Annotated in this window: 14 protein-coding genes and 3 pseudogenes; 15 read left to right on the top strand and 2 right to left on the bottom strand. The window is 38.6% G+C overall.

Translation table 11 applies throughout. The features are described 5' to 3' along the window. The first annotated feature begins 69 nt into the window (after positions 1-69). The 7 genes and pseudogenes from NST97_RS12705 to NST97_RS12675 form a co-directional block, all read left to right on the top strand. A complete protein-coding gene (locus tag NST97_RS12705; protein ID WP_242009369.1) occupies positions 70-192 on the top strand; it encodes a BREX protein BrxB domain-containing protein in 123 nt (40 codons plus the stop codon). 13 nt (positions 193-205) lie between these two features. Further along, complete coding sequence (locus NST97_RS12700; RefSeq protein ID WP_144598567.1) at positions 206-388, top strand: hypothetical protein; 183 nt, start codon at positions 206-208, stop codon at positions 386-388. A gap of 49 nt (positions 389-437) precedes the next feature. Beyond that, complete coding sequence (locus NST97_RS12695; RefSeq protein ID WP_339193689.1) at positions 438-866, top strand: hypothetical protein; 429 nt, start codon at positions 438-440, stop codon at positions 864-866. Between the two features lie 510 nt (positions 867-1,376). After that, a pseudogene (locus tag NST97_RS12690) lies at positions 1,377-1,827 on the top strand (L-lactate permease); the annotation flags it as partial. Positions 1,828-1,886: 59 nt separating this feature from the next. Then, positions 1,887-2,087, top strand: coding sequence for an L-lactate permease (locus NST97_RS12685; RefSeq protein ID WP_235600454.1), 201 nt, complete (start codon positions 1,887-1,889; stop codon positions 2,085-2,087). Positions 2,088-2,118: 31 nt separating this feature from the next. Further along, positions 2,119-3,066: an L-lactate dehydrogenase gene (locus NST97_RS12680; RefSeq protein WP_339198129.1), complete on the top strand. Its 948-nt coding sequence runs from the start codon at positions 2,119-2,121 to the stop codon at positions 3,064-3,066. A gap of 127 nt (positions 3,067-3,193) precedes the next feature. Next, a pseudogene (locus NST97_RS12675) lies at positions 3,194-3,415 on the top strand (ABC transporter permease); the annotation flags it as partial. A 283-nt stretch (positions 3,416-3,698) separates the two neighbouring features. Here NST97_RS12675 and helD read toward each other — a convergent pair. Continuing rightward, positions 3,699-6,041: an RNA polymerase recycling motor HelD gene (gene helD / locus NST97_RS12670; RefSeq protein WP_339210692.1), complete on the bottom strand. Its 2,343-nt coding sequence runs from the start codon at positions 6,039-6,041 to the stop codon at positions 3,699-3,701. A gap of 142 nt (positions 6,042-6,183) precedes the next feature. Here helD and NST97_RS12665 point away from each other — a divergent pair. From NST97_RS12665 to NST97_RS12640, 6 genes and pseudogenes are all read left to right on the top strand, one after another. Next, a pseudogene (locus NST97_RS12665) lies at positions 6,184-6,738 on the top strand (IS110 family transposase); the annotation flags it as partial. Between the two features lie 810 nt (positions 6,739-7,548). Beyond that, positions 7,549-10,428: an AAA domain-containing protein gene (locus NST97_RS12660; RefSeq protein ID WP_339198123.1), complete on the top strand. Its 2,880-nt coding sequence runs from the start codon at positions 7,549-7,551 to the stop codon at positions 10,426-10,428. Positions 10,429-11,274: 846 nt separating this feature from the next. Continuing rightward, the gene (locus tag NST97_RS12655) at positions 11,275-12,186 is read left to right on the top strand and encodes a LysR family transcriptional regulator (protein WP_066251505.1); all 912 of its coding nucleotides are present in this window, start codon (positions 11,275-11,277) and stop codon (positions 12,184-12,186) included. A gap of 466 nt (positions 12,187-12,652) precedes the next feature. Beyond that, complete coding sequence (locus tag NST97_RS12650; protein WP_144598304.1) at positions 12,653-13,702, top strand: NAD(P)/FAD-dependent oxidoreductase; 1,050 nt, start codon at positions 12,653-12,655, stop codon at positions 13,700-13,702. A 334-nt stretch (positions 13,703-14,036) separates the two neighbouring features. Then, positions 14,037-14,552 (top strand): acyl-CoA thioesterase, encoded by a 516-nt coding sequence (locus NST97_RS12645; protein ID WP_082829614.1) that lies wholly within the window; start codon positions 14,037-14,039, stop codon positions 14,550-14,552. A gap of 24 nt (positions 14,553-14,576) precedes the next feature. Further along, entirely contained in the window at positions 14,577-14,948 is a 372-nt protein-coding gene (locus NST97_RS12640) for a hypothetical protein (RefSeq protein WP_063388277.1), read from the top strand. A 233-nt stretch (positions 14,949-15,181) separates the two neighbouring features. Here NST97_RS12640 and NST97_RS12635 read toward each other — a convergent pair whose 3' ends face one another. Beyond that, positions 15,182-16,600, bottom strand: a complete 1,419-nt coding sequence (locus tag NST97_RS12635; protein ID WP_339210690.1) for an NAD(P)/FAD-dependent oxidoreductase — start codon at positions 16,598-16,600, stop codon at positions 15,182-15,184. Positions 16,601-17,208: 608 nt separating this feature from the next. Between NST97_RS12635 and NST97_RS12630 the strand changes: the two genes are divergently transcribed. Further along, the gene (locus NST97_RS12630) at positions 17,209-17,931 is read left to right on the top strand and encodes an ABC transporter ATP-binding protein (RefSeq protein ID WP_144598303.1); all 723 of its coding nucleotides are present in this window, start codon (positions 17,209-17,211) and stop codon (positions 17,929-17,931) included. Continuing rightward, the gene (locus tag NST97_RS12625; RefSeq protein ID WP_311066690.1) at positions 17,928-18,953 is read left to right on the top strand and encodes an ABC transporter permease; all 1,026 of its coding nucleotides are present in this window, start codon (positions 17,928-17,930) and stop codon (positions 18,951-18,953) included. The genes NST97_RS12630 and NST97_RS12625 overlap by 4 nt, the downstream gene beginning before the upstream one ends. Positions 18,954-18,955: the final 2 nt, after the last annotated feature.

Below are 18,955 nucleotides of genomic sequence, written 5' to 3'. Positions count from 1 at the left end.
ATGGCTCCTCCTCCATGTAAATCCCCATTGCATATCACTGCATAAGGATTTTGCAATTCTCTGCACTTTTTGCTTGCAAAAAAACGTAAACCAATTATACTTTTTTACCCCGGTCATTTTACCGGATTAGACCTACGACTATTTGGGATTTTACATAATGAAGATCAGTATCAATTAACGAGAATATCATAGAGGAGAAGATTATGTGTTAGTTAAAGAAATATTTAAAAAAGAAATTTTTCGTCCGATTAATGAGGGTGTACGAAGTGCAACAATGGGCCAAGCATGGGTCATTGTCACATCTCAAGAAAAAATAAAAGCGTCACTTAATGTCCATAGCGAAAAAAGATTTTTCCAAAATCCAAGGACGTTTTGCGACCCGAATTAATTTATCTAGCGCAAATACAGATGAAGTCATTAAATGAGAGGGGTTTTCTATGACATATTATTATTACCTTGCCTCAGATATTAAACTACCATCAGGTATATACTCTAAAAGTGGTTTTATTAATTTAAATGGGAGTAAAATAGCTCTTGATCAAACTCTTGACTTAACAGAAAGTGATGAAAAAGTAGATGGATTCGATTATCCCGTGCAAATTGAAATCGTTTATGGTTTGTGTGATCCTGAAACTTTAGAAGCATATGATGATTTTGGATTGCCATTGCTTCATAAATATATTCTCGACGTATGCAGTTACTATAAGACATGTACCATTCAAATTGCTCACATTTTAAATACACACCGACACCCTTTAAAAATTGTAGAACGGAGAAAACTCTTATTGAATCAATTATCGAATCCTAAACAACTCGCTCTACATCATGGTGAATTGCTGACGATCAAGAAGATTCCGGAGTTCTAAGTTGATTAGACCGGTGAATTTACGAACAGTTGCATTTTGTTATTATGGGTAAAATGAATTTTAGTTTACTTATTCCTAGTGTGTAGATCTTCCATCAAAAAACTTGGATGCCTCATTCTGAACAGCCCTTTTTTACTATATTCGTCTTGGTATTATGTCAAGAAAATAGACATGTAAAAAAATTTACGTAAAATTTTTATTTTATAAAATAGTAAGTTTAGTCGTCCTCATCACTTTTCATCTAGTTAATTATTATATTTTTATATTAAATTTTAAAGATTATCTAACCCTCTTATTCCTTCATAAATGATTTTCTCCTTTTTATCATTACTTTACTCAACATGTCTCAAAAGTTCATATTTTTTTCATATATATTGTGAAAAATTTCACAAACAGATGTTATACTAACTTTGTAAGCAAAATAAATAATTTAGGGGGAGGATGTAATACATATTGTGAAATATATCACAAAATCATTTCGTCGATTTTAAAGTATAGGGGCTGAACAAGATGCATGTATGGGAGCAAGTTTATAATCCATTGGAAAATATATGGCTTTCAGCTATTATAGCTGCCGTTCCTATCATCGTTTTTATTGTTCTGCTGACAGTATTTAAATTAAAAGGATATATAGCAGGGCTTTTCAGCATAATTGCTGCAGGCATTTTTGCCGTCTTTATTTATAAAATGCCTGCAATCTTAGTTTTGATGTCTGCGATATATGGAATTTTAGTCGGTTTATGGCCAGTAGCATCAATCGTATTTGCTGCTATTTTCCTTTATAAAATATCAGTAAAAACCGGAAAATTTGCCATTAGTATTTCTTTTATTACAGAGGATCAAAGAATTGCAAGTTCTTATTGGGGCATTCTCATTTGGGGCATTTTTAGAAGGAGCTGCAGGATTTGGAGCACCCGTTGCCATAACAGCAGCCATTTTAGTGGGGCTTGGATTTAGTCCAGCTCTGTTGTAAACAGCGGTTCCTTATTTGCTCCACTTCAAGCTGTCACTGCTTCACAAATTGGAATAGCACCCGAAACGATGGTTGCTGTCAATGTAATGGGTGGTACAATGGCTAAAATGATTTCACCTCAATCAATTGCAGTTGCAGCTGCGGCAGTTGGATTTGCAGGAAAAGAAAGTGATTTATTTAAAGTGACAATTAAATATAGCTTATGTTTGCTTGCTGTAATTGGATTAGTTAGCTGGTTCCTATTTTAATCATATAACATTTTAAGGGGGATGTATAACCATGAATAAAGAAAAAGTAAATCGTGTTGTAATCGTTGGAACAGGTGCTGTAGGCTGCAGTTATGCCTATTCACTAATTAATCAGGGGGTCGTTGAGGAATTAGTTTTAATTGATATAAATGAAGCAAAAGCTGAAGGCGAGGTGATGGATCTTAATCATGGAGTGCCGTTTGCACCTTCGCCAATAAAGGTATGGAGCGGTTCTTATCAAGATTGCGCCAATGCGGACTTAGTTGTTATCACTGCGGGATTGGCACAAAAACCAGGTGAAACCCGATTGCAGTTAGTTGAGAAAAATACGCGAATATTTAAACAAATTATAAAAGAGATTATGAAAAGTGGATTTAATGGCATATTTTTAGTGGCAACAAATCCAGTAGATATCTTAACTTATGTCACTTGGAAGGAGTCAGGACTGCCAAAGGAACGCGTCATTGGCTCAGGAACAGTCTTAGATTCTGCACGTCTAAGATTTGAATTAGGGAAGTATTTCAATGTGGATACAAGAAATATTCATGCAATTATCATAGGGGAACATGGAGATACCGAGCTTCCGGTTTGGAGCCATGCCAAGATCGGAATAGAGAATCTTGATGATGTTTTAGAGCGAAAGAAAGATTTAAAGAAAGAATGTTTAGAGGAGATCTTCGTAAACGTCCGTGACGCTGCTTATCATATCATTGAGCGAAAAGGGGCGACATACTATGGAATAGGAATGTCCCTTGTCCGAATTACAAAAGCAATTCTTAAAAATGAAAATAGTATCCTGACAGTATCTTCCTATCTAGAAGGTGAATATGGACAAAATGATGTATATATTGGAGTACCAGCCAAGCTTAATCGTAACGGCGTGCACGAAATAATCGAAATTGAACTGAACGAAAAGGAACAAGAACAATTTAATTATTCCGTTTCAGTGCTAAAAGATACGATGAAATCTGTCATTTAATCCACTTGATGGCAAAGCGACATGCTCTATAGTGACCATTGTACCGGGAACGTTTAGGAAACAAGGATTGGGAAAACCAATTCCCGATTACAAACTGCTGCGAGGCTTGTTAGGATGAAAAGCTCAACTTACGTTTCTTTCCAATGCTTTTGTGCCAGTCAAGACGATGCCCGATTGGCTCCAATGGTTTGCGAAGATCAATCCGATCTCGCATATTATTACTGCCGTCCGTGATCTGATCAATGATGGAACTATTGGCTCAGATTTCGCCGTCTCTCTCATCGGGGCTGCATCCATCGTAGCAATCTTTGCGCCCATCACCGTCCGTGTATATATGCGCCGGGCATAAATTGGATATTGTGTATTGATCTGTTCGCGATATCCTAGTAAAAAAGCTTTTACCGAAAAATTACGGAACCTTGCTGCTTACAGAACTTTTAACACATCATATAGAATTTCACATGTCTGATATAATTTATTTCAGCCACTGCTGACATCCCTTCATTACCTTCCATTAAACAAGTTGCCCAACTCGGGGTATGGTATTGAAGGGATGCTGGCAAGTGGTTTTTTATATCATATATGGCCGTTTAATGACAGTGATACATTTCAGATACCAGACCAGTCCCGTGTTAACCCGGGATCTGAAGGAAACTACCCGGCGCAACGTTCTGTAAAAAGGGGCTAGGTTCGCCTACACTGTAAAGCTGCAAGTAATGCATAGCCCGGGTGCAGGCGGTGTAGAACAATCTGCGCAGGCTCTCAACGCCGTATACGTGCGATGAAGCGTTATAAATGATGACGGCGTCGAATTCGATGCCCTTCGCCAAATACGCCGGTATAACGACAACACCTTGTTCATATTCGGTAGAGCCGCTCTTCACAAGTTTTATATCTTCAACGCTTTTCAGTGCTTCGTATGCGGCGGTGCTTTCCGCAGCAGATTTACATATAATCGCGATCGTATTATATCCCCGTTTCCGCAAGTCCACGACTTTGGAAGCAATGCAGCGGTGCAGTTCAGCTTGATCGGACACTCTCGTCAACACAGGCTTATCGCCGTCGCGTTCAAAAGCAGTGATCCGTTCGCCATCGGGCACGAGTCCGCGCGTAAATTCAATGATCTGTCTTGTGGATCTGTAACTGCGGGTCAAGGTGATCGAATCCGTTTTATCCGGTCCGTATAGGCTGGTAAGCGTGTGGAAATCGACCGTTTCACTGGCATGAGCGAATATCGCTTGGTTAAAGTCGCCGAGCACAGTCATCCTCGCCGAAGGAAACAAACGCTTCAAAAATTCGAATTGAAACGGAGAATAATCTTGCGCTTCGTCTACAAGCACGTGTTTGATCGAGACGTTCGTCTGAAAGCCTTGAATCAGCTCTTTCAAAAATAAATACGGAGTTGCATCTTCGTAAAACAGTTTGCCTTCGTCTAGCGTTTTTACAGTCAATCGGCAAATATCCTCCCACTCCTCGGGTGTTTCCACTTCCATCCACTGTTTGACCCGCGTTGGATCGGCGAAAAGCTGCTTGTATACTCCCTTCATGTCGATGAAACGAAGCGTTCGGATCCGTTTGCGCAACGGTTTCAGCTTCTTGCGAACGATCAATTGGCCCAGCGCTTCGATCTCGTTCTCATAGTTGTTCAACGTTTCTGCTTTAAAGCCGCGTTTTTTCCGTAAGAGAGTATGAGCTTTATGATAATCCTCGTTGCTAAGCAGCTCGATTTCTTCCTGCACCCATGGCTTAGTCCGTTCAAGCTTCTCCGCTTCATCGATTTGCTTGTTTAGCCAATCTGCCAGCTTTTCAAGTCTGCTGTGAAAACGGAGCGAGGTGTCGCTGCTATAAAACCTTTCTGTGATTTGTTTGGCGGTGATGATCGGTTTTCCTCTAAATAGAATATCTTTGAATAGCATGCCGGATAATTCCAGCGACTTACAGTATGTTTTAATCGTCTCGAAGAAACGGGTTGATGCCTTGAATCGGATGCTCGCAGTTCTAGTCCGGTATAAAGAGTCATCCGCTTCAGTCAACACATATTCCAATTGCTCGTATGGACCCTCGATTTGAAATTCTTTGCTCAGCCGATATTCCAAATATTCCTGGAAGGTGGCCTGCTGCATATTCTCTTCGCCTAGTTCGGGCAGCACATTGGATACGTAGCTGTTAAACATCGAATTAGGTGAAAATAAAATGATTTGATCGGCTCTCAGCTTATCCCGATACTTGTAGAGCAAGTAAGCGATCCGCTGCAGGGCGGCCGATGTCTTGCCGCTGCCGGCGGGTCCTTGCACGATGAGCAGCCGCCCGCGATCATGACGGATGATCTGGTTTTGTTCCCGTTGAATGGTGGCCACGATGTTGTGCATATGTTTGTCTGTCACTCTGCCAAGCACCTGCTGTAAAATGTCGTCTCCAATGGTGAGACTCGTATCGAACATCGACTTGATAACGCCGCCGCGGATGATATATTGCCACTTTTTCTCCAGCATGCCGCGGACTGTGCCTCCGGGAGTAGTATATTCGGCCGGGCCGGGCGCGTAATCGTAGTAGACACTCGAGACCGGCGCCCTCCAGTCGTAGATCAGGATGTTCTCTCCGCTTGTATCCGTGAGCGTGGAGATACCGATATAGATTCGTTCAGCAGTTGAAGACCCTTCCTCAATGAAATCGATTCGACCGAAATAAGGCACCTCCTGCATGCGGCGCAGCGCGGACAACCTCTTGAAGGCTTGTCTGTGGGTGCTTTGGCTCACGGACAGGTTCTGCGCCTGTTGTCTCAAGGCGATGATCGTCTCAAGATAATCGTCGAACGTATCAGTATTCACCTTGACGTCATCCCAAAAATGTTTGCGGAAATCAATCACTTCTTTTCGACGCTGGGAGGTTTCGTTTTCCAGCATGCCGATTTGCTCCACAATGATCGCCATTATGCTGTCTAATCGTTCTTGCTCCTGCCGAAGTTCTGTATTCATATTAAGCACTCCTCGTATAGTATTTTTAGAATCCTCTTTTGAGGTATTTTCCAGTTAGATTTTTGTTCTTTGATAACTTCATGGGAGCTAGTTCAGATCGTGGTGGGCCAGCCCACCACAATCTGAAAAAATTTCATTTTAGTCGATTCAAAAGGCGGCCCGTTCGTCGTATCGGTTGTCCAAGTGTGTCGAGGATTCCATCGACTTGCTGTTAGGGCTGTCGATTCAATCAATCCGCAGCCTGCAATCGCAGCTCAAAGAGCTCGATAAAGCCATTACCCGCCATCTTGAAGGCATTCCGAACACACTGCAAACCATCCCAGGCATCGGACCGGTTTATACCGCAGGCATCCTGGCCGAAATCGGGCAAATCGAGCGGTTTCACAATCAGGCCGCCTTGGCAAAATATGCCGGCTTGACATGGTCCAAGCACCAATCGGGCCGTTTTCAAGCCGAGGACACCTCCCTCATTCGTTCCGGCAATCGCTATCTCCGTTACTACCTAGTGGAGGCTGCCAACTCGGTACAACGGCATGATGCGACGTTTCGTGCGTACTACCGGAAGAAGTATGAGGAAGTGCCCAAACACCAACATAAACGAGCCCTCGTCCTCACCGCTAGAAAACTCGTGCGTGTGATCGATGCGCTGCTACGCAACGGTCAAATCTACACGCCAAGAAAGGGGGAAGATCGATAAGAGGATCGATCTGGTATACCAATATCAACCTTTAGACCCAGTTTATTACATGTACCAATACTGGGTTTCTTCAGTATTGCCTTTTTTCGGATCATCGGACAAGGGAATTTCCAATTTCTATGATTTTTCACCTTGACATATTACCGCAGGACTTTAAAAATAATGAGAAATAGGGGTTGACTGAAGGAACTTTATGTTGTAAAATTATAATAGGGTAAATATTTTTTAATTTAAACAAAAATGTGTTTCTAATCTAATTTATCATAATTTCTCAATTTTTTCAATGTATTAACCACTACCGCTGATATTATAAACAAGGATACATTAATTAATACTCTTAAGAATTTAATAGATTTTTTAAAATCGTAAGCGATGATGAAAAAAGTTACTGTAAGGCCATTAATTAAAAAAATTCGAATGTAAGAGAACCGGAAGGATATAGATATAAAGGAGATAACGTTTTGGTTTCCTCAGATAAAGTTTTACCATCTCATAAAGTTTGCAAAAACGTACCATAAGTGAATGAGTTTTTGGATCTTGTCATATAAACAGTCTAACTAAATTAGTTAGGCTGTTTTTTGTTTTATAAAAGTTCTTAAAATAGCTATGATAAAAGGAACTCATCGTTTAGCTACAATTAAAAATGCCGATCGAATTCTAGTTATCACGAAAGAAGGAATTATAGAACAAGGGACACATAAAGAACTGATTGAATGATCAATGTCTTTTTAATTTGGTCAAAAATTTTAGAAAATAACTATCTTTCGAAATATATTATAATATAATAAACAACTTCAATGGAGTGAGTTTATGGACAGCAATTTACGAATGACGAAGTATTTCAGAGATAGTATTGCCGCAAAACTCCCGATTGATTTTAAAAACAGTGAATATGAAATTGTATCTTTGGAAGAAGTTGAACTAGGTAAGATATCAGAAAACAACTTACAAAAAATATTTAAAGAAAAAAGTGGAAATAAACTTGAAGTAATAATTGTAGCGAAAACGATTAAAAGGATTTTTACAGTGCAAGAAGGGGTTAATAACAATAATGATACGTTATCTGGCATATTTTTTATTCCCGCATTATTAGATGAAAATGGGGAACTTTATCCTTCAGAAAATAAATCTCCGTGGATACCAAGAGAATATCTATATCCTATAGTCGATACTACATTAGCAGTAGGCCATTTAGAAGCTTTTGATGATTTTATGACTAACCATCACAACGAACTAAAAAATAGCACGGATTGGAAAACTTATTTTAATTTATGCAAAGAAATGTATGAAGCCGTCACAGGAAGTAAGATAACAGATCAATCAGTGAATGGGATAGAGCTTGAAGATAAAATCTATTTGCTGAAAGATAATTCTATTGTTTCGACAAGAAGTATTTTAAAGCTATATGATTTTTTACAAGAAGGAGATTATTTAAAATCCAAATTATATTTAAACTTTATAAAACAAGAATTTAGTCCTATAAAGCCGCTAATAAAAAATTCAATAGAGGAGTCAAAAAAGCACATCGGTCAAATGAATGGGATTCATAAGCTGTCTCCTTCTCAGAGGGAGTGTTTGATACATTTCAATAATATGGAGGATGGTGATATTTTGGCCGTAAATGGACCTCCTGGTACGGGAAAAACGACGTTATTGCAATCTTTGGTTGCCAATTTATATGTCGAGAGAGCTTTAAAAAAAGAAAAACCTCCTTTAATTGTAGCTTCATCTACAAATAATCAAGCCGTTACAAATATTATAGAATCATTCGGGAAAATTACAAAAAAGTGGAAGCATAGTAATTTAGAAAATAGATGGATAGAAGGTGTTAATAGTTTTGCGGTCTATTTTCCATCCACAAGAAAAGTGAATGAAGCGGAAAAAAAAGGTTTTCAACATACGAATCAAAAAGGTGAAAACTTCTTTGAGAGAGTGGAAAGCGACGAAAACATTCAAGCTTCCAAAGAAAAATTTTTACGGGAATGCTCTCATTATTTTAATACAAAAATAAACACTTTAAACGAATGTGAAGATATAATTTGGCAACGGTTAAAGGAAATAAAAAAATATACTGATGATATTTTACAGTTATTCCATGAATTTTTTGAAATTTGTAATGGTGAGAAAAGTATAAATGCTTTTATTCAAGCGATTGAAAAAGAAATAGCAGCTGATAGAGAAAAATTAGATTATATAAACCATCGGAAAAATGAATGGCAAAATGAATATAGAAGAATTCCATTTTATTATCGATGGCTAAAATTTATACCAACTTTCAAACAGAAAATTTTGAACAGATTAAGTATCTTTATTAGTCCAGAGGAAGATTTTTTAAAAGAATCGATGGACATAGATGAAATTTTTGATAAATACAGTTCGATAGCTAAAGAAGTCAGAACAAATCTCAGGGAGAAGGAAGAAGTTTCAAAAAAAGTAAAAGCATTAAAATCATCTATACAGTCCGTTATTGATAATTTAATAAACCTAAAATTGATAAACAGAGAAGACTTTAAGATCTCAAGTAAATCAAAAATAGATGATTTGAATAAATTATTAGACACCTGCTTAAGGTATACTTCCTTTTGGCTATCGGTCCATTATTATGAATGTAAATGGTTAAAAGCAAAGAAATTAAGTGCTGAACAAAGGGGAAAAAATTTCAAAAATGTTTTAGAGCTGTTTTATGAAAACTTAAGTATGCTTACACCCTGCTATGTGATGACATTTTACCAATTACCAAAGCTTTTTCTTGCGTATGATGGAGTAGAACAGTACTTATATAATAAAATTGATTTATTAATAGTCGATGAGGCAGGACAAGTGACTCCTGAAATTGCTGCATGTTCGTTTTCATTAGCTAAACGGGCAGTTGTAGTAGGAGATATATATCAAATTGAACCTGTTTGGAATATTAATAAATCATTAGATATTTCATTAGCTATAGCAGCCAAAGTGATCCAAAATAAAGACGAGTTTGAAAAATTAAGAACTTTAGGCTTAAACACTTCAGAGTCTAGTGTGATGAAAGTTGCTTGCAAAAGCTGTCAATACGAAAAGTTTGGTGAAAGAGGGTTGTTTTTAAGCGAGCATCGTCGTTGCTATAATGATATTATTGAATACTGTAATTATCTAGTCTATAAAGGGAATTTAGAACCAAAAAGGGGCTATGGTAGAAATGATGAAAAATGTCCATTAAGGAAACTGTCAATTCCTCATTTTGGGCATTATCAAGTAGATAGTCAGAAATCTAGTAAACGAGCGGGTAGTAGATATAATGAAAAGGAAGCCAGAGAAATTGTAAATTGGATAATGAAGAATTTTGAACAAATAAAAGCTGCATACAAAGCTGAGTTCCCAACGTTAAACCCCAAAAATATTCTAGGTATTATAACCCCTTTTAAAATGCAGGTTGCAGAGATTAAGAAAATTTTGCCAGAAGAGCTTAAAAAAGTGGTTGATGTTGGAACTGTGCATACATTCCAAGGCGGAGAACGAAATGTGATTATTATGTCCACTGTATATGGTAAGGATGATGGATGTTATTTTATTGATGCAAAAAAAAGTTTGTTGAATGTGGCGGTTTCAAGAGCAAAAGATAGTTTTCTAGTTTTTGGTGAGATAGGCTGTCTTTCAAATAGTGAAGCAACTCCAAGCGGATTGCTGAAAAAAATGTTGACAAGTTTTAAATGAAGAATGTTTTTCTAGTAAAGATAGCCGTAGTATTAATAGTGGATAAATGCTTTAATAATTTAGGTTTTATGTTCTTTCCATTTTGCCGCTACCTGTTATTGCTATTATGGAACTGGTAAACAAGATTTTTTTATATTTACCGTTTTATTTTTAGAATGCAGGTATGAGAGGGCTTTTAAGTTGCATATTTCAAAACAAACCTAAAAAAGCACTTTAGAAAACAGCAATACGAGAAAGTAATGATGTTGTTTTGAATCGTAACAAATTAGAGTACCTATAACATGTTAAAATGGTTATTGTTTCATTGAGAAATGTTGCATGCATATCCGAAAATGAGTGTTAGAAAAAAAATTTTTTTGCTTTAACGGAGGGATTTCTTTAGTAAATAAAATCAAAGTAATGTGGCAATAATAGAAATGACCATTACCTGCCAAAAAAGTCCAAATACGAAATGAAAATCGATTTTAAAAATATCTCGGCTTAAGGAGAAAAGATGGCGCCTCCTAGAACAGCTAGTGGCAAATCAGAACATTCACTTTTTTTCATTTCTATATGCTTGACTGTGAGCCTCTAACGTATGAGTTTTTGCGAAAGCAAGTGATAAGAATTTGCAAGACGAACAAGCCTCTCCATGTAATAGTGAATTTGCAATAAAATATACAAACTCTTGTTTCTTAAATGCGATTAACCAATTATGTTTATTTCTCTCTGTTCTCCGTATCCATTTTTTTAGTCTAACATCAAGGCTTTATGCTTCGCCTATTTGATGAAACAAATTTAAAGCGCTAAAGTGAAAAGTGTGGTAAACTTTATTATCATTAAAATGTAATAGGGTGATTGATTCAATTGGAAATTAAACAATTGAAGTGTTTTCTTGAGGTTACACGTACCGGCAATTTTACCACTGCATCTGAGAACCTGTTCATTACGCAGCCTGCTCTCAGCAGAATTATCAAATCATTGGAGGATGAAATTGGAGCACCGCTTTTCATACGTACTAGAAAAAAGCTGATATTGACGGATGCAGGCCGTATTTTAAAAAAACATGCTTTAAAAATTGAAAATCAGCTGCAGCAATTGGATGCAGAACTAGATAAAATGTTTATGCAAAGAAAACGACAAATTCGCATCGGGCTACCTACGATTACGAATTCCATTTTCTTCTCAAAATTGATTGCATCGTTTCATGAAGAATATCCAGAGGTGATTTTCCTACTAGAAGAGGATGGTTCCAAACCAGTTGAAGAGAAGGTTCTCAATAATTTATTGGATTTTGGGGTCGTTGTTCTTTCTGAGGAAAATGAAAATCTTGACAGTATTATATTTGTGAATGAGAAATTAAAACTAGTTGTCTCTTCGTCTCATCGTCTGGCGGGAAAACAAGAAGTGTCTTTGCAGGAGCTAAAAAAAGAGGACTTTATTATGTTCGACCGGGATTTTGTGCTAAGAAATCTTGTCATCAATTCTTGTAAAGAAGCCGGTTTTCAACCGAAAATTATTTCGGAAACATCACAACTGGAGTTTATTCAAGAATTGGTTGCCTACAATATAGGTATTACTTTGCTGCCTGAAAGTACGTGTATAGAACTAACAGATGATTTTAAAACGATCACCGTCACTAATCCGGAAATCGAATGGAATCTGGCAATGATTTGGAGAAAGGATGCAAGCTTATCACAGATTGCGCAGGAATTTATACGATTTGCAAAAGAAAAGCTGTCGACGGCTAATCCCGGCCAGGATTCTAAATCCGATTGAGTCAACTATAAGAAGGCTTCCTTTTATGAAAGGAAGCTTTTTTTACTTGAAGCAGAAACAAGAAAAAAGTGTCTTTTTTGTGTGGAGCCGTCTCTTGTACTTAAGCAGGGGCTAGGAAGGATTCATATGAATATCATGTTTCATATGTTCGTGGAAGCGGCCGCTATCTTTTCATGAAGAATAGATAGAGGTTCTAGATGTCCGTTGCTTTCCTGCATCTACAAACGATTTTCATAGATAGCTTGAAGAAAGACGGATGTTTCCAACGGTTAGGGACCGTCTGGGACTTGCTCTCGTTGTGCGAATGCGAGACAGTGGTCCGACCGTCCATAAACAATACGAGCTCTATATGGTGTAAACATTTTTTTCAATAGTCAATCACTATTCGTTGTAAAAGAGGTAAAAACAATGTATATTTAATTGAGAATGATAATCATTTCCTGAGTTCTAGGAGAGGTGGAAATAGATGAAACATGACGAATTATACGATGTGACGATTATTGGCGGCGGACCAGCGGGGTTGTATGCGGCATTTTATAGCGGATTGCGGGAAATGAAAACAAAGCTGATTGAGTATCAGCCGCAATTGGGCGGCAAGCTTCATGTTTACCCGGAGAAAATGATTTGGGATGTTGGAGGACATGCACCGATTACAGGAGAGCAATTAATTAAGCAGCTTGTCAAGCAAGGATTAACATTTAATCCTACAGTGGTTCTAAATGAAAAGATTGAATCGATGAAACGAAAGGAAGATGGCACTTTTATATTGCAGACCGCTTCTGGACGGCAGCATTTTTCCAAGACGGTCATTGTCGCAGTGGGAAGCGGTATATTGAAGCCGCAAAAACTGGAGATCGAGGGTGCAGAAAAGTTTGAGGTGGCTAATCTGCATTATACAGTGAAATCGTTAAAGCTCTTCAAAAATAAAACGGTCATCATTTCAGGAGGAGGCAATGCGGCTATTGATTGGGCGAATGAATTAGTGCCGATTGCTAAAAAAGTGTATTTGACGTATCGAGGGGAGATGTTAAAAGGTCATGAATCGCAGGTGACGCAGCTTCTAAACAGCTCGGCTACTTGTTATTTTCATACCTCGATTACCAAATTGATTGCCAGCGAGGACCATGAACGGATTGAACGAGTCGAGCTAACAAACCGTGAAACAGGAGAGATCACCTATTTATCGATTGATGAAGTAATTGTGAATCATGGCTATGAGCGCGATTCCTCCTTGCTGGAAAAAAGCGAGCTGAATATTCAAATGATTGACAATCACTACATTGCGGGCAACGCCCATAGCGAATCTTCTGTACCGGGACTTTATGCAGCGGGGGATATTCTAAAATACGATGGGAAATTGCATTTGATTGCGGGGGCCTTTCAGGATGCCGCAAATGCGGTAAATAGCGCTAAACAATTTATTGAACCTAAGGCTGATAAATTTGGCATGGTATCATCCCATAACGAAATCTTTAAAGAACTCAACCGAGAATTGATAAAGCAAATGATGAAATAAAAGTTTATTTGGAATAGAATGTAACACACGACCAAGCTCAATGATACGATCCCTTTATAGTAGACAGGAAAAAGAAAGCCTGTTCATCTGTCTATTATGGAGGGATTTTTCTATATGTGCTTTTTTATTCCTGTCTACTTGACTGGGGACAGCTCATCACACGGGTGGTTTTTTGTTTAGGTTAAAGAGCGCTTCCATACTATTTTGTTATGAATTGTATATAGGATTGGCATTGTATCTTTGCAAACCAGCTATATTATAATTCTCTTTGTAAAAATTTTAATACGGATGAAGCGTACGCTTCAAAAGTATTTTTATACGTAAGGTGATCATGATGGAAGCAAAAAAAGTTAAAGAAACACGTGTTGTTCAAACAGATCAAGTGCTCATTAATGATTTGAACAATTATCATACATTATTTGGCGGAGTTTTAATGAAGAAGATGGATGCATGTGCGACGCTTTCCGCCCGCAGACATACAAGGGTAAAGGAATGTGTTACGGCGTCGACCGACTCCGTTAATTTCCTTGAACCGATCCGGGTAAGTGATTCGGTTTGTATTGAATCATTTGTTAGCTATACAGGTAAAAGATCCATGGAGATTTTCTGTAAAGTGATTGCAGAAGATCTAGAAACTGGGAAACGAAGAATTGCAGCTACTGCATTTTTCACTTTTGTTCCCTTGGATGAGAATAAAAGACCGTTGGAAGTACCGCCTATTATTCCAGAAACAGAGGAAGAAAAATATCTCTACGAAACAGGAAAAGAACGTGAAAGCATTCGCAAGTTAAAAAGACAACAAAATAAAGAACTCGTGTCCAGACTTTCACTGAATAAACCGTGGGATTAATACGGAACAAAGGAATGATATAGTGTGATAATAGACTCTAGTTACGATGAGTTGAAAAATGCACAAACCGCTATCGAAAACTTAAAGGCAACAACACCAACTATTTATCGTAAATTTTTAAATATCGTCCATTTGACTCGTCAATTACAATATGGATATCAATATATGGGCTCTTTACTAATGGATGAAGACCCGGATCGATTCCAACCGAAATTTCAGGATGATTATGTATTGTCTATCTATCATCAGGAAATCGAAAAACTAAAAAAAGATAAAAGATTTCCGGAATTAAAACAATTGCTGCAATCATATAAACATATTAGCTATACAAACATTAGCAAGCTGGCTTTAGGGGAAAAACCAGCAGCATTAATTGGTCCAGCTGTGGTCCATTAATTGTTCGAAGGAAACTGAAAAAATTTAATTGGGTGGATCGAACTTTGATTCGATTCACCTTATTTATTTTTAAAGAGTGTTAAAAGGCCGCTTTCTCAGACCATAAATTCCTTGCATTACAAACAGCTGTCCGAAAAAAATATAAACGTTATTTTTATTTGAAAAAGGGGCGCCTCTTAGCTGAAAAATCAGCTTGAGACAGCCCCCACACCACCAACGGTTATTCTAAGGCCTTACTCCTTTTTAGTCCATTCACCGACAAATTCGATTTCGTTATAGGAATAGAAGTCTTTCAATATCTTTTCGCGATCATCTAAGAAAAGCTGATCCGCTACTTCTGACACGAGCTTGCGTATCCCGTATTTCAGGCCGGAAAGAGCAGCTGCTGTAATGCCGCAGCTGATCAAACCCGAATAGTTGAAAGCGAAAATTCCGTACAGAAGCTTTTTGCCCTTTTCATCGCGGCTTATAAAAGCGAAACCAGGGCTGAGATAAGGATGGGCATCAAGCATTGGATTGGCCAGCTCCTTCGGGGGATGATAGCGGTCTCCCCAACGAGCAATGTGGCTTTCGACAAGTCTCAGCTCCGGACGCAAAGCAGGATCAGTGACGAGTCCGGTGCAGATGATCAGAAAATCGAAGGTGAACTTGCCCTGAGGTGTGGTCACTACTGCACCTTGATCTGCAGCTTCAACATCAAGCCATGGTGCTCCTAAGTGCAGGTGAAAACCGGGCCATGAGGCTGCGCGTCCGAAGGTATCGTTGGTCGGCGGCTGATTATATTTAAAGAAATGAGCGATGATTGCATATTTATCAGCGTCCGATAGAGCTTGGAAACGTTCAATTAGACCGGAAACTTCCATATAGCGGATCGGATTGATACGCTGCAATTTCTTGCGGCGGACAAAGACATGAACTTCGGCAGCACCCTCTGATAAGGCAAAATTGGCATTATCAAAGGCAGATGCGCCGCCGCCCAAAATTCCGATCTTTTTCCCTTGTAGTGCTGTAAAATCAATTGCTTCTGAGGAGTGGGCATAGAGATGATGCGGCAATTTTTCAGCAATGAAAGGAGGAACATGCCATTCGCCGCCGCCTTGAATTCCCGTGGCTAAAATAACCTTTCGTGCGAGCAATATGTCAGATGGTGCACCCGTTCCTTCAATATGAAGCCGATGAATCCCTTCATCAGTCGGCTCTATCAACTTCAACTTTACTTCATTGATGACGGGCAGATTGAGAACTTTCCGAAACCAGCGCAAATAATTCATCCAATCTCCCCGAGGAATTTTGTCTAGCGCTTCCCAGCCTTCCGGTCCGAATTGTGCTTCCCACCAAGCGCGGAAGGTTAGGGAAGGAATCCCAAGGTCGATGGAGGTCAAATGTTTAGGTGTTCGCAAGGTCACCATACGGGCGTAGGTTTCCCACGGTCCTTCCCAGCCCTCTCGGTTTTCATCAATGACAAGAATGTTGGATATCCGTTCGCGTAGAAGACCGAAAGCCGCACCTAAGCCGCTTTGGCCGCCGCCGACGATCACGACATCGTAGACATGCCCTTCAGGTTTTTTTAGCGTTCGCACCCAGCTTGGACCTCCGAAGGCGAGATAGGAAAGATCGGTTTTCACTTGTTTGTTTAATGCCTCTAAGCTCATCTTTTTTCACTTCTTTCAACTGTAAGAATTTGAAAGTCACATATGTCAGCCTTATCCGTAAACAGAAATCCGCATGAGAAGAATTATTATATTGAATCAATCATTATTGTTTTACAGTACCACTTGCCCATATAGTATCACTTCAACCATTTTTATTGAATGTGTATTGTATCTAAAATCTCCTTTAATCATTATGTAAAATAACTAAAAATGCTTGTTTAATTTCCTCTAAGGAACGAATACCAAAGCTATCTTCATCTAGTCGTTCCTGTAAAACACTCCTAATGAGCCAATAGCTAACCGATTGCCCCGATTTCTCCTGCCTATTAATAAATGGGCATAATTTGTGCAAAAAAGCGCATCTTCTGATGTTCATTCCTCAGTCAATTTGTGTGGATGTTTTTTCTAGTTCAAATGCTTATTGTTGCTTTTTGTATAAATCCGCAGCGGTCAGCTTTTTTAAGACGATAACTATTAAAGCCGAATCTGTTAAAAAAATTTTCCTATCATTCGCAAAAAAATGAGTGATTACTCACTTCACAAAATTCGTTTGCACAACTATAATGTATGTGAGTACTCACTCATTTTATACGAAAGGATGGGAAAAAATGGCCTCAATGATTATTGTCCGTAAAGCTGCGATTTCATTTGGGAAGGAAAAAGTGCTAAAAAATATTGATTTGGACGTAAATGAGGGAGAGATTTTCGGGCTTCTTGGTCCATCCGGCTCCGGGAAAACGACGTTGGTCAAAATGATCACAGGAATTTTAGAGGGAGATCAAGGAGAAATTTTTATCAAAGATCAAAAGGTTCCTTCACTCGAGCTAATGAAATCAATCGGTTATATGGCGCAATCGGATGCTCTTTATCAGGAGTTGACCGCGAAAGAAAACCTGGAATTTATAGCCGCTATTTACGGGCTAAAACGCCAAGAACGGAAGAAAGCGATTCAGGAAGTTTTGGAAATTGTCGATTTAACTGATCATATGGATAAAGTTGTCAAGGACTTTTCAGGTGGGATGAAAAGGCGGTTGTCTCTAGCTGCTTCGCTCATGCATAAACCGGATCTATTAATTTTAGACGAACCGACGGTTGGAATCGATCCAGTGCTTCGCCAATCGATATGGAGTGAATTAAGAAAACTAAAAAACAACGGGATGACCATTTTAGTTACGACACATGTCATGGATGAAGCGGAAAAGTGTGATCGTCTGGCCATGCTAAGAGACGGTTATATCATTGCTTGTGACACGCCGGAAAAGCTAAAGGAAAACCAAAAGGTCGATTCACTTGAAGAAGCATTTTTAGCATACGGGAGGAATGAGAAATGAGAGTAGGAGCTGTTGTCATCCGAATTATAAGACAGCTGTTAAGGGATAAACGGTCGATTGCTTTATTGATCTTTGCGCCGCTTTTAGTTATCACTCTTGTATGGCTTGTATTAGACGGCGACCCATACGAACCGAAAATAGCAGCAGAAAATATACCGGCGCCGCTTGAGCAAGTATTGCAAAATGAATTGGAGAAAGATGTTGTTCAAATGTCCGAAAGTGAAGCGAAGGAGGCTTTTCAAAAAGAGGATTTAGATGCATTTATAACGATAAAAAATCATGTTCCGTATGTTTTGCTGGAAGGAAGCGACCCGACAGCCAATTCAGCGGTTATGAAGGTGATTCAAACCGCCTTCAGCTCCCTGTCAGACCAAAAAAATATTCAGCCTGATGTCGAATATTATTATGGCTCTGACAAAATCAATCTTTTTGATCAGACGGGTTCAGTACTAATCGGTTTTTTTGTCTTTTTCTTTGTTTTTGTGCTAGGCGGTATTTCATTTTTGCGGGAAAGAACACAAGGAACATTAGAAAAATTGCTGTCGACGCCGATTAAAAGATGGGAGATTGTAACAGGCTATTTGCTAGGATTTGGCTTATTCACGATTATTCAATCGTTCGTTATTGTCACGTATTGCGTATATGTACTTGATATTTGGATGGCAGGGGATTTTTGGCAGCTGTTAGTAGTTACATTTTTATTAGCCATCACTGCGCTGGCGCTTGCTACCCTTTTATCAGCCTTTGCAAATAATGAGCTGCAAATCATGCAGTTTATTCCGATTGTCATCATTCCACAAGCATTTTTTTCGGGAATCTTTAACTTGGAGACATTGGCAGAGTGGTTGCAAGTGTTGAGTAAATTTATGCCGCTTACTTACGGAGCGGACGCCATTCAAGAAATCATGATTAAAGGAAAAGACTTGGTCGATCTTTGGCAGGATTTGCTAATATTGTTCGGCTTTGTGCTGCTTTTCTATGTCTTAAATATATTTGCATTGAAAAAACATCGCAGGTTATAACA

The sequence above is a fragment of the Aeribacillus sp. FSL K6-1305 genome (genome assembly GCF_038050115.1).
In the GTDB taxonomy this organism is placed as follows: Bacteria; Bacillota; Bacilli; order Bacillales; family Aeribacillaceae; genus Aeribacillus; species Aeribacillus composti.
Note: the sequence above shows the minus strand (reverse complement) of the source record. Positions and strands in the feature narration are given on the sequence as shown.

Coding starts and splice junctions, on each gene's coding strand:
- NST97_RS12630 (WP_144598303.1), top strand. CDS start 17,209: ATGGCCTCAATGATTATTGTCCGTAAAGCTGCGATTTCATTTGGGAAG.
- NST97_RS12650 (WP_144598304.1), top strand. CDS start 12,653: ATGAAACATGACGAATTATACGATGTGACGATTATTGGCGGCGGACCA.
- NST97_RS12695 (WP_339193689.1), top strand. CDS start 438: ATGACATATTATTATTACCTTGCCTCAGATATTAAACTACCATCAGGT.
- NST97_RS12625 (WP_311066690.1), top strand. CDS start 17,928: ATGAGAGTAGGAGCTGTTGTCATCCGAATTATAAGACAGCTGTTAAGG.
- NST97_RS12680 (WP_339198129.1), top strand. CDS start 2,119: ATGAATAAAGAAAAAGTAAATCGTGTTGTAATCGTTGGAACAGGTGCT.
- NST97_RS12635 (WP_339210690.1), bottom strand. CDS start 16,600: ATGAGCTTAGAGGCATTAAACAAACAAGTGAAAACCGATCTTTCCTAT.
- NST97_RS12660 (WP_339198123.1), top strand. CDS start 7,549: ATGGACAGCAATTTACGAATGACGAAGTATTTCAGAGATAGTATTGCC.
- helD (WP_339210692.1), bottom strand. CDS start 6,041: ATGAATACAGAACTTCGGCAGGAGCAAGAACGATTAGACAGCATAATG.
- NST97_RS12645 (WP_082829614.1), top strand. CDS start 14,037: ATGGAAGCAAAAAAAGTTAAAGAAACACGTGTTGTTCAAACAGATCAA.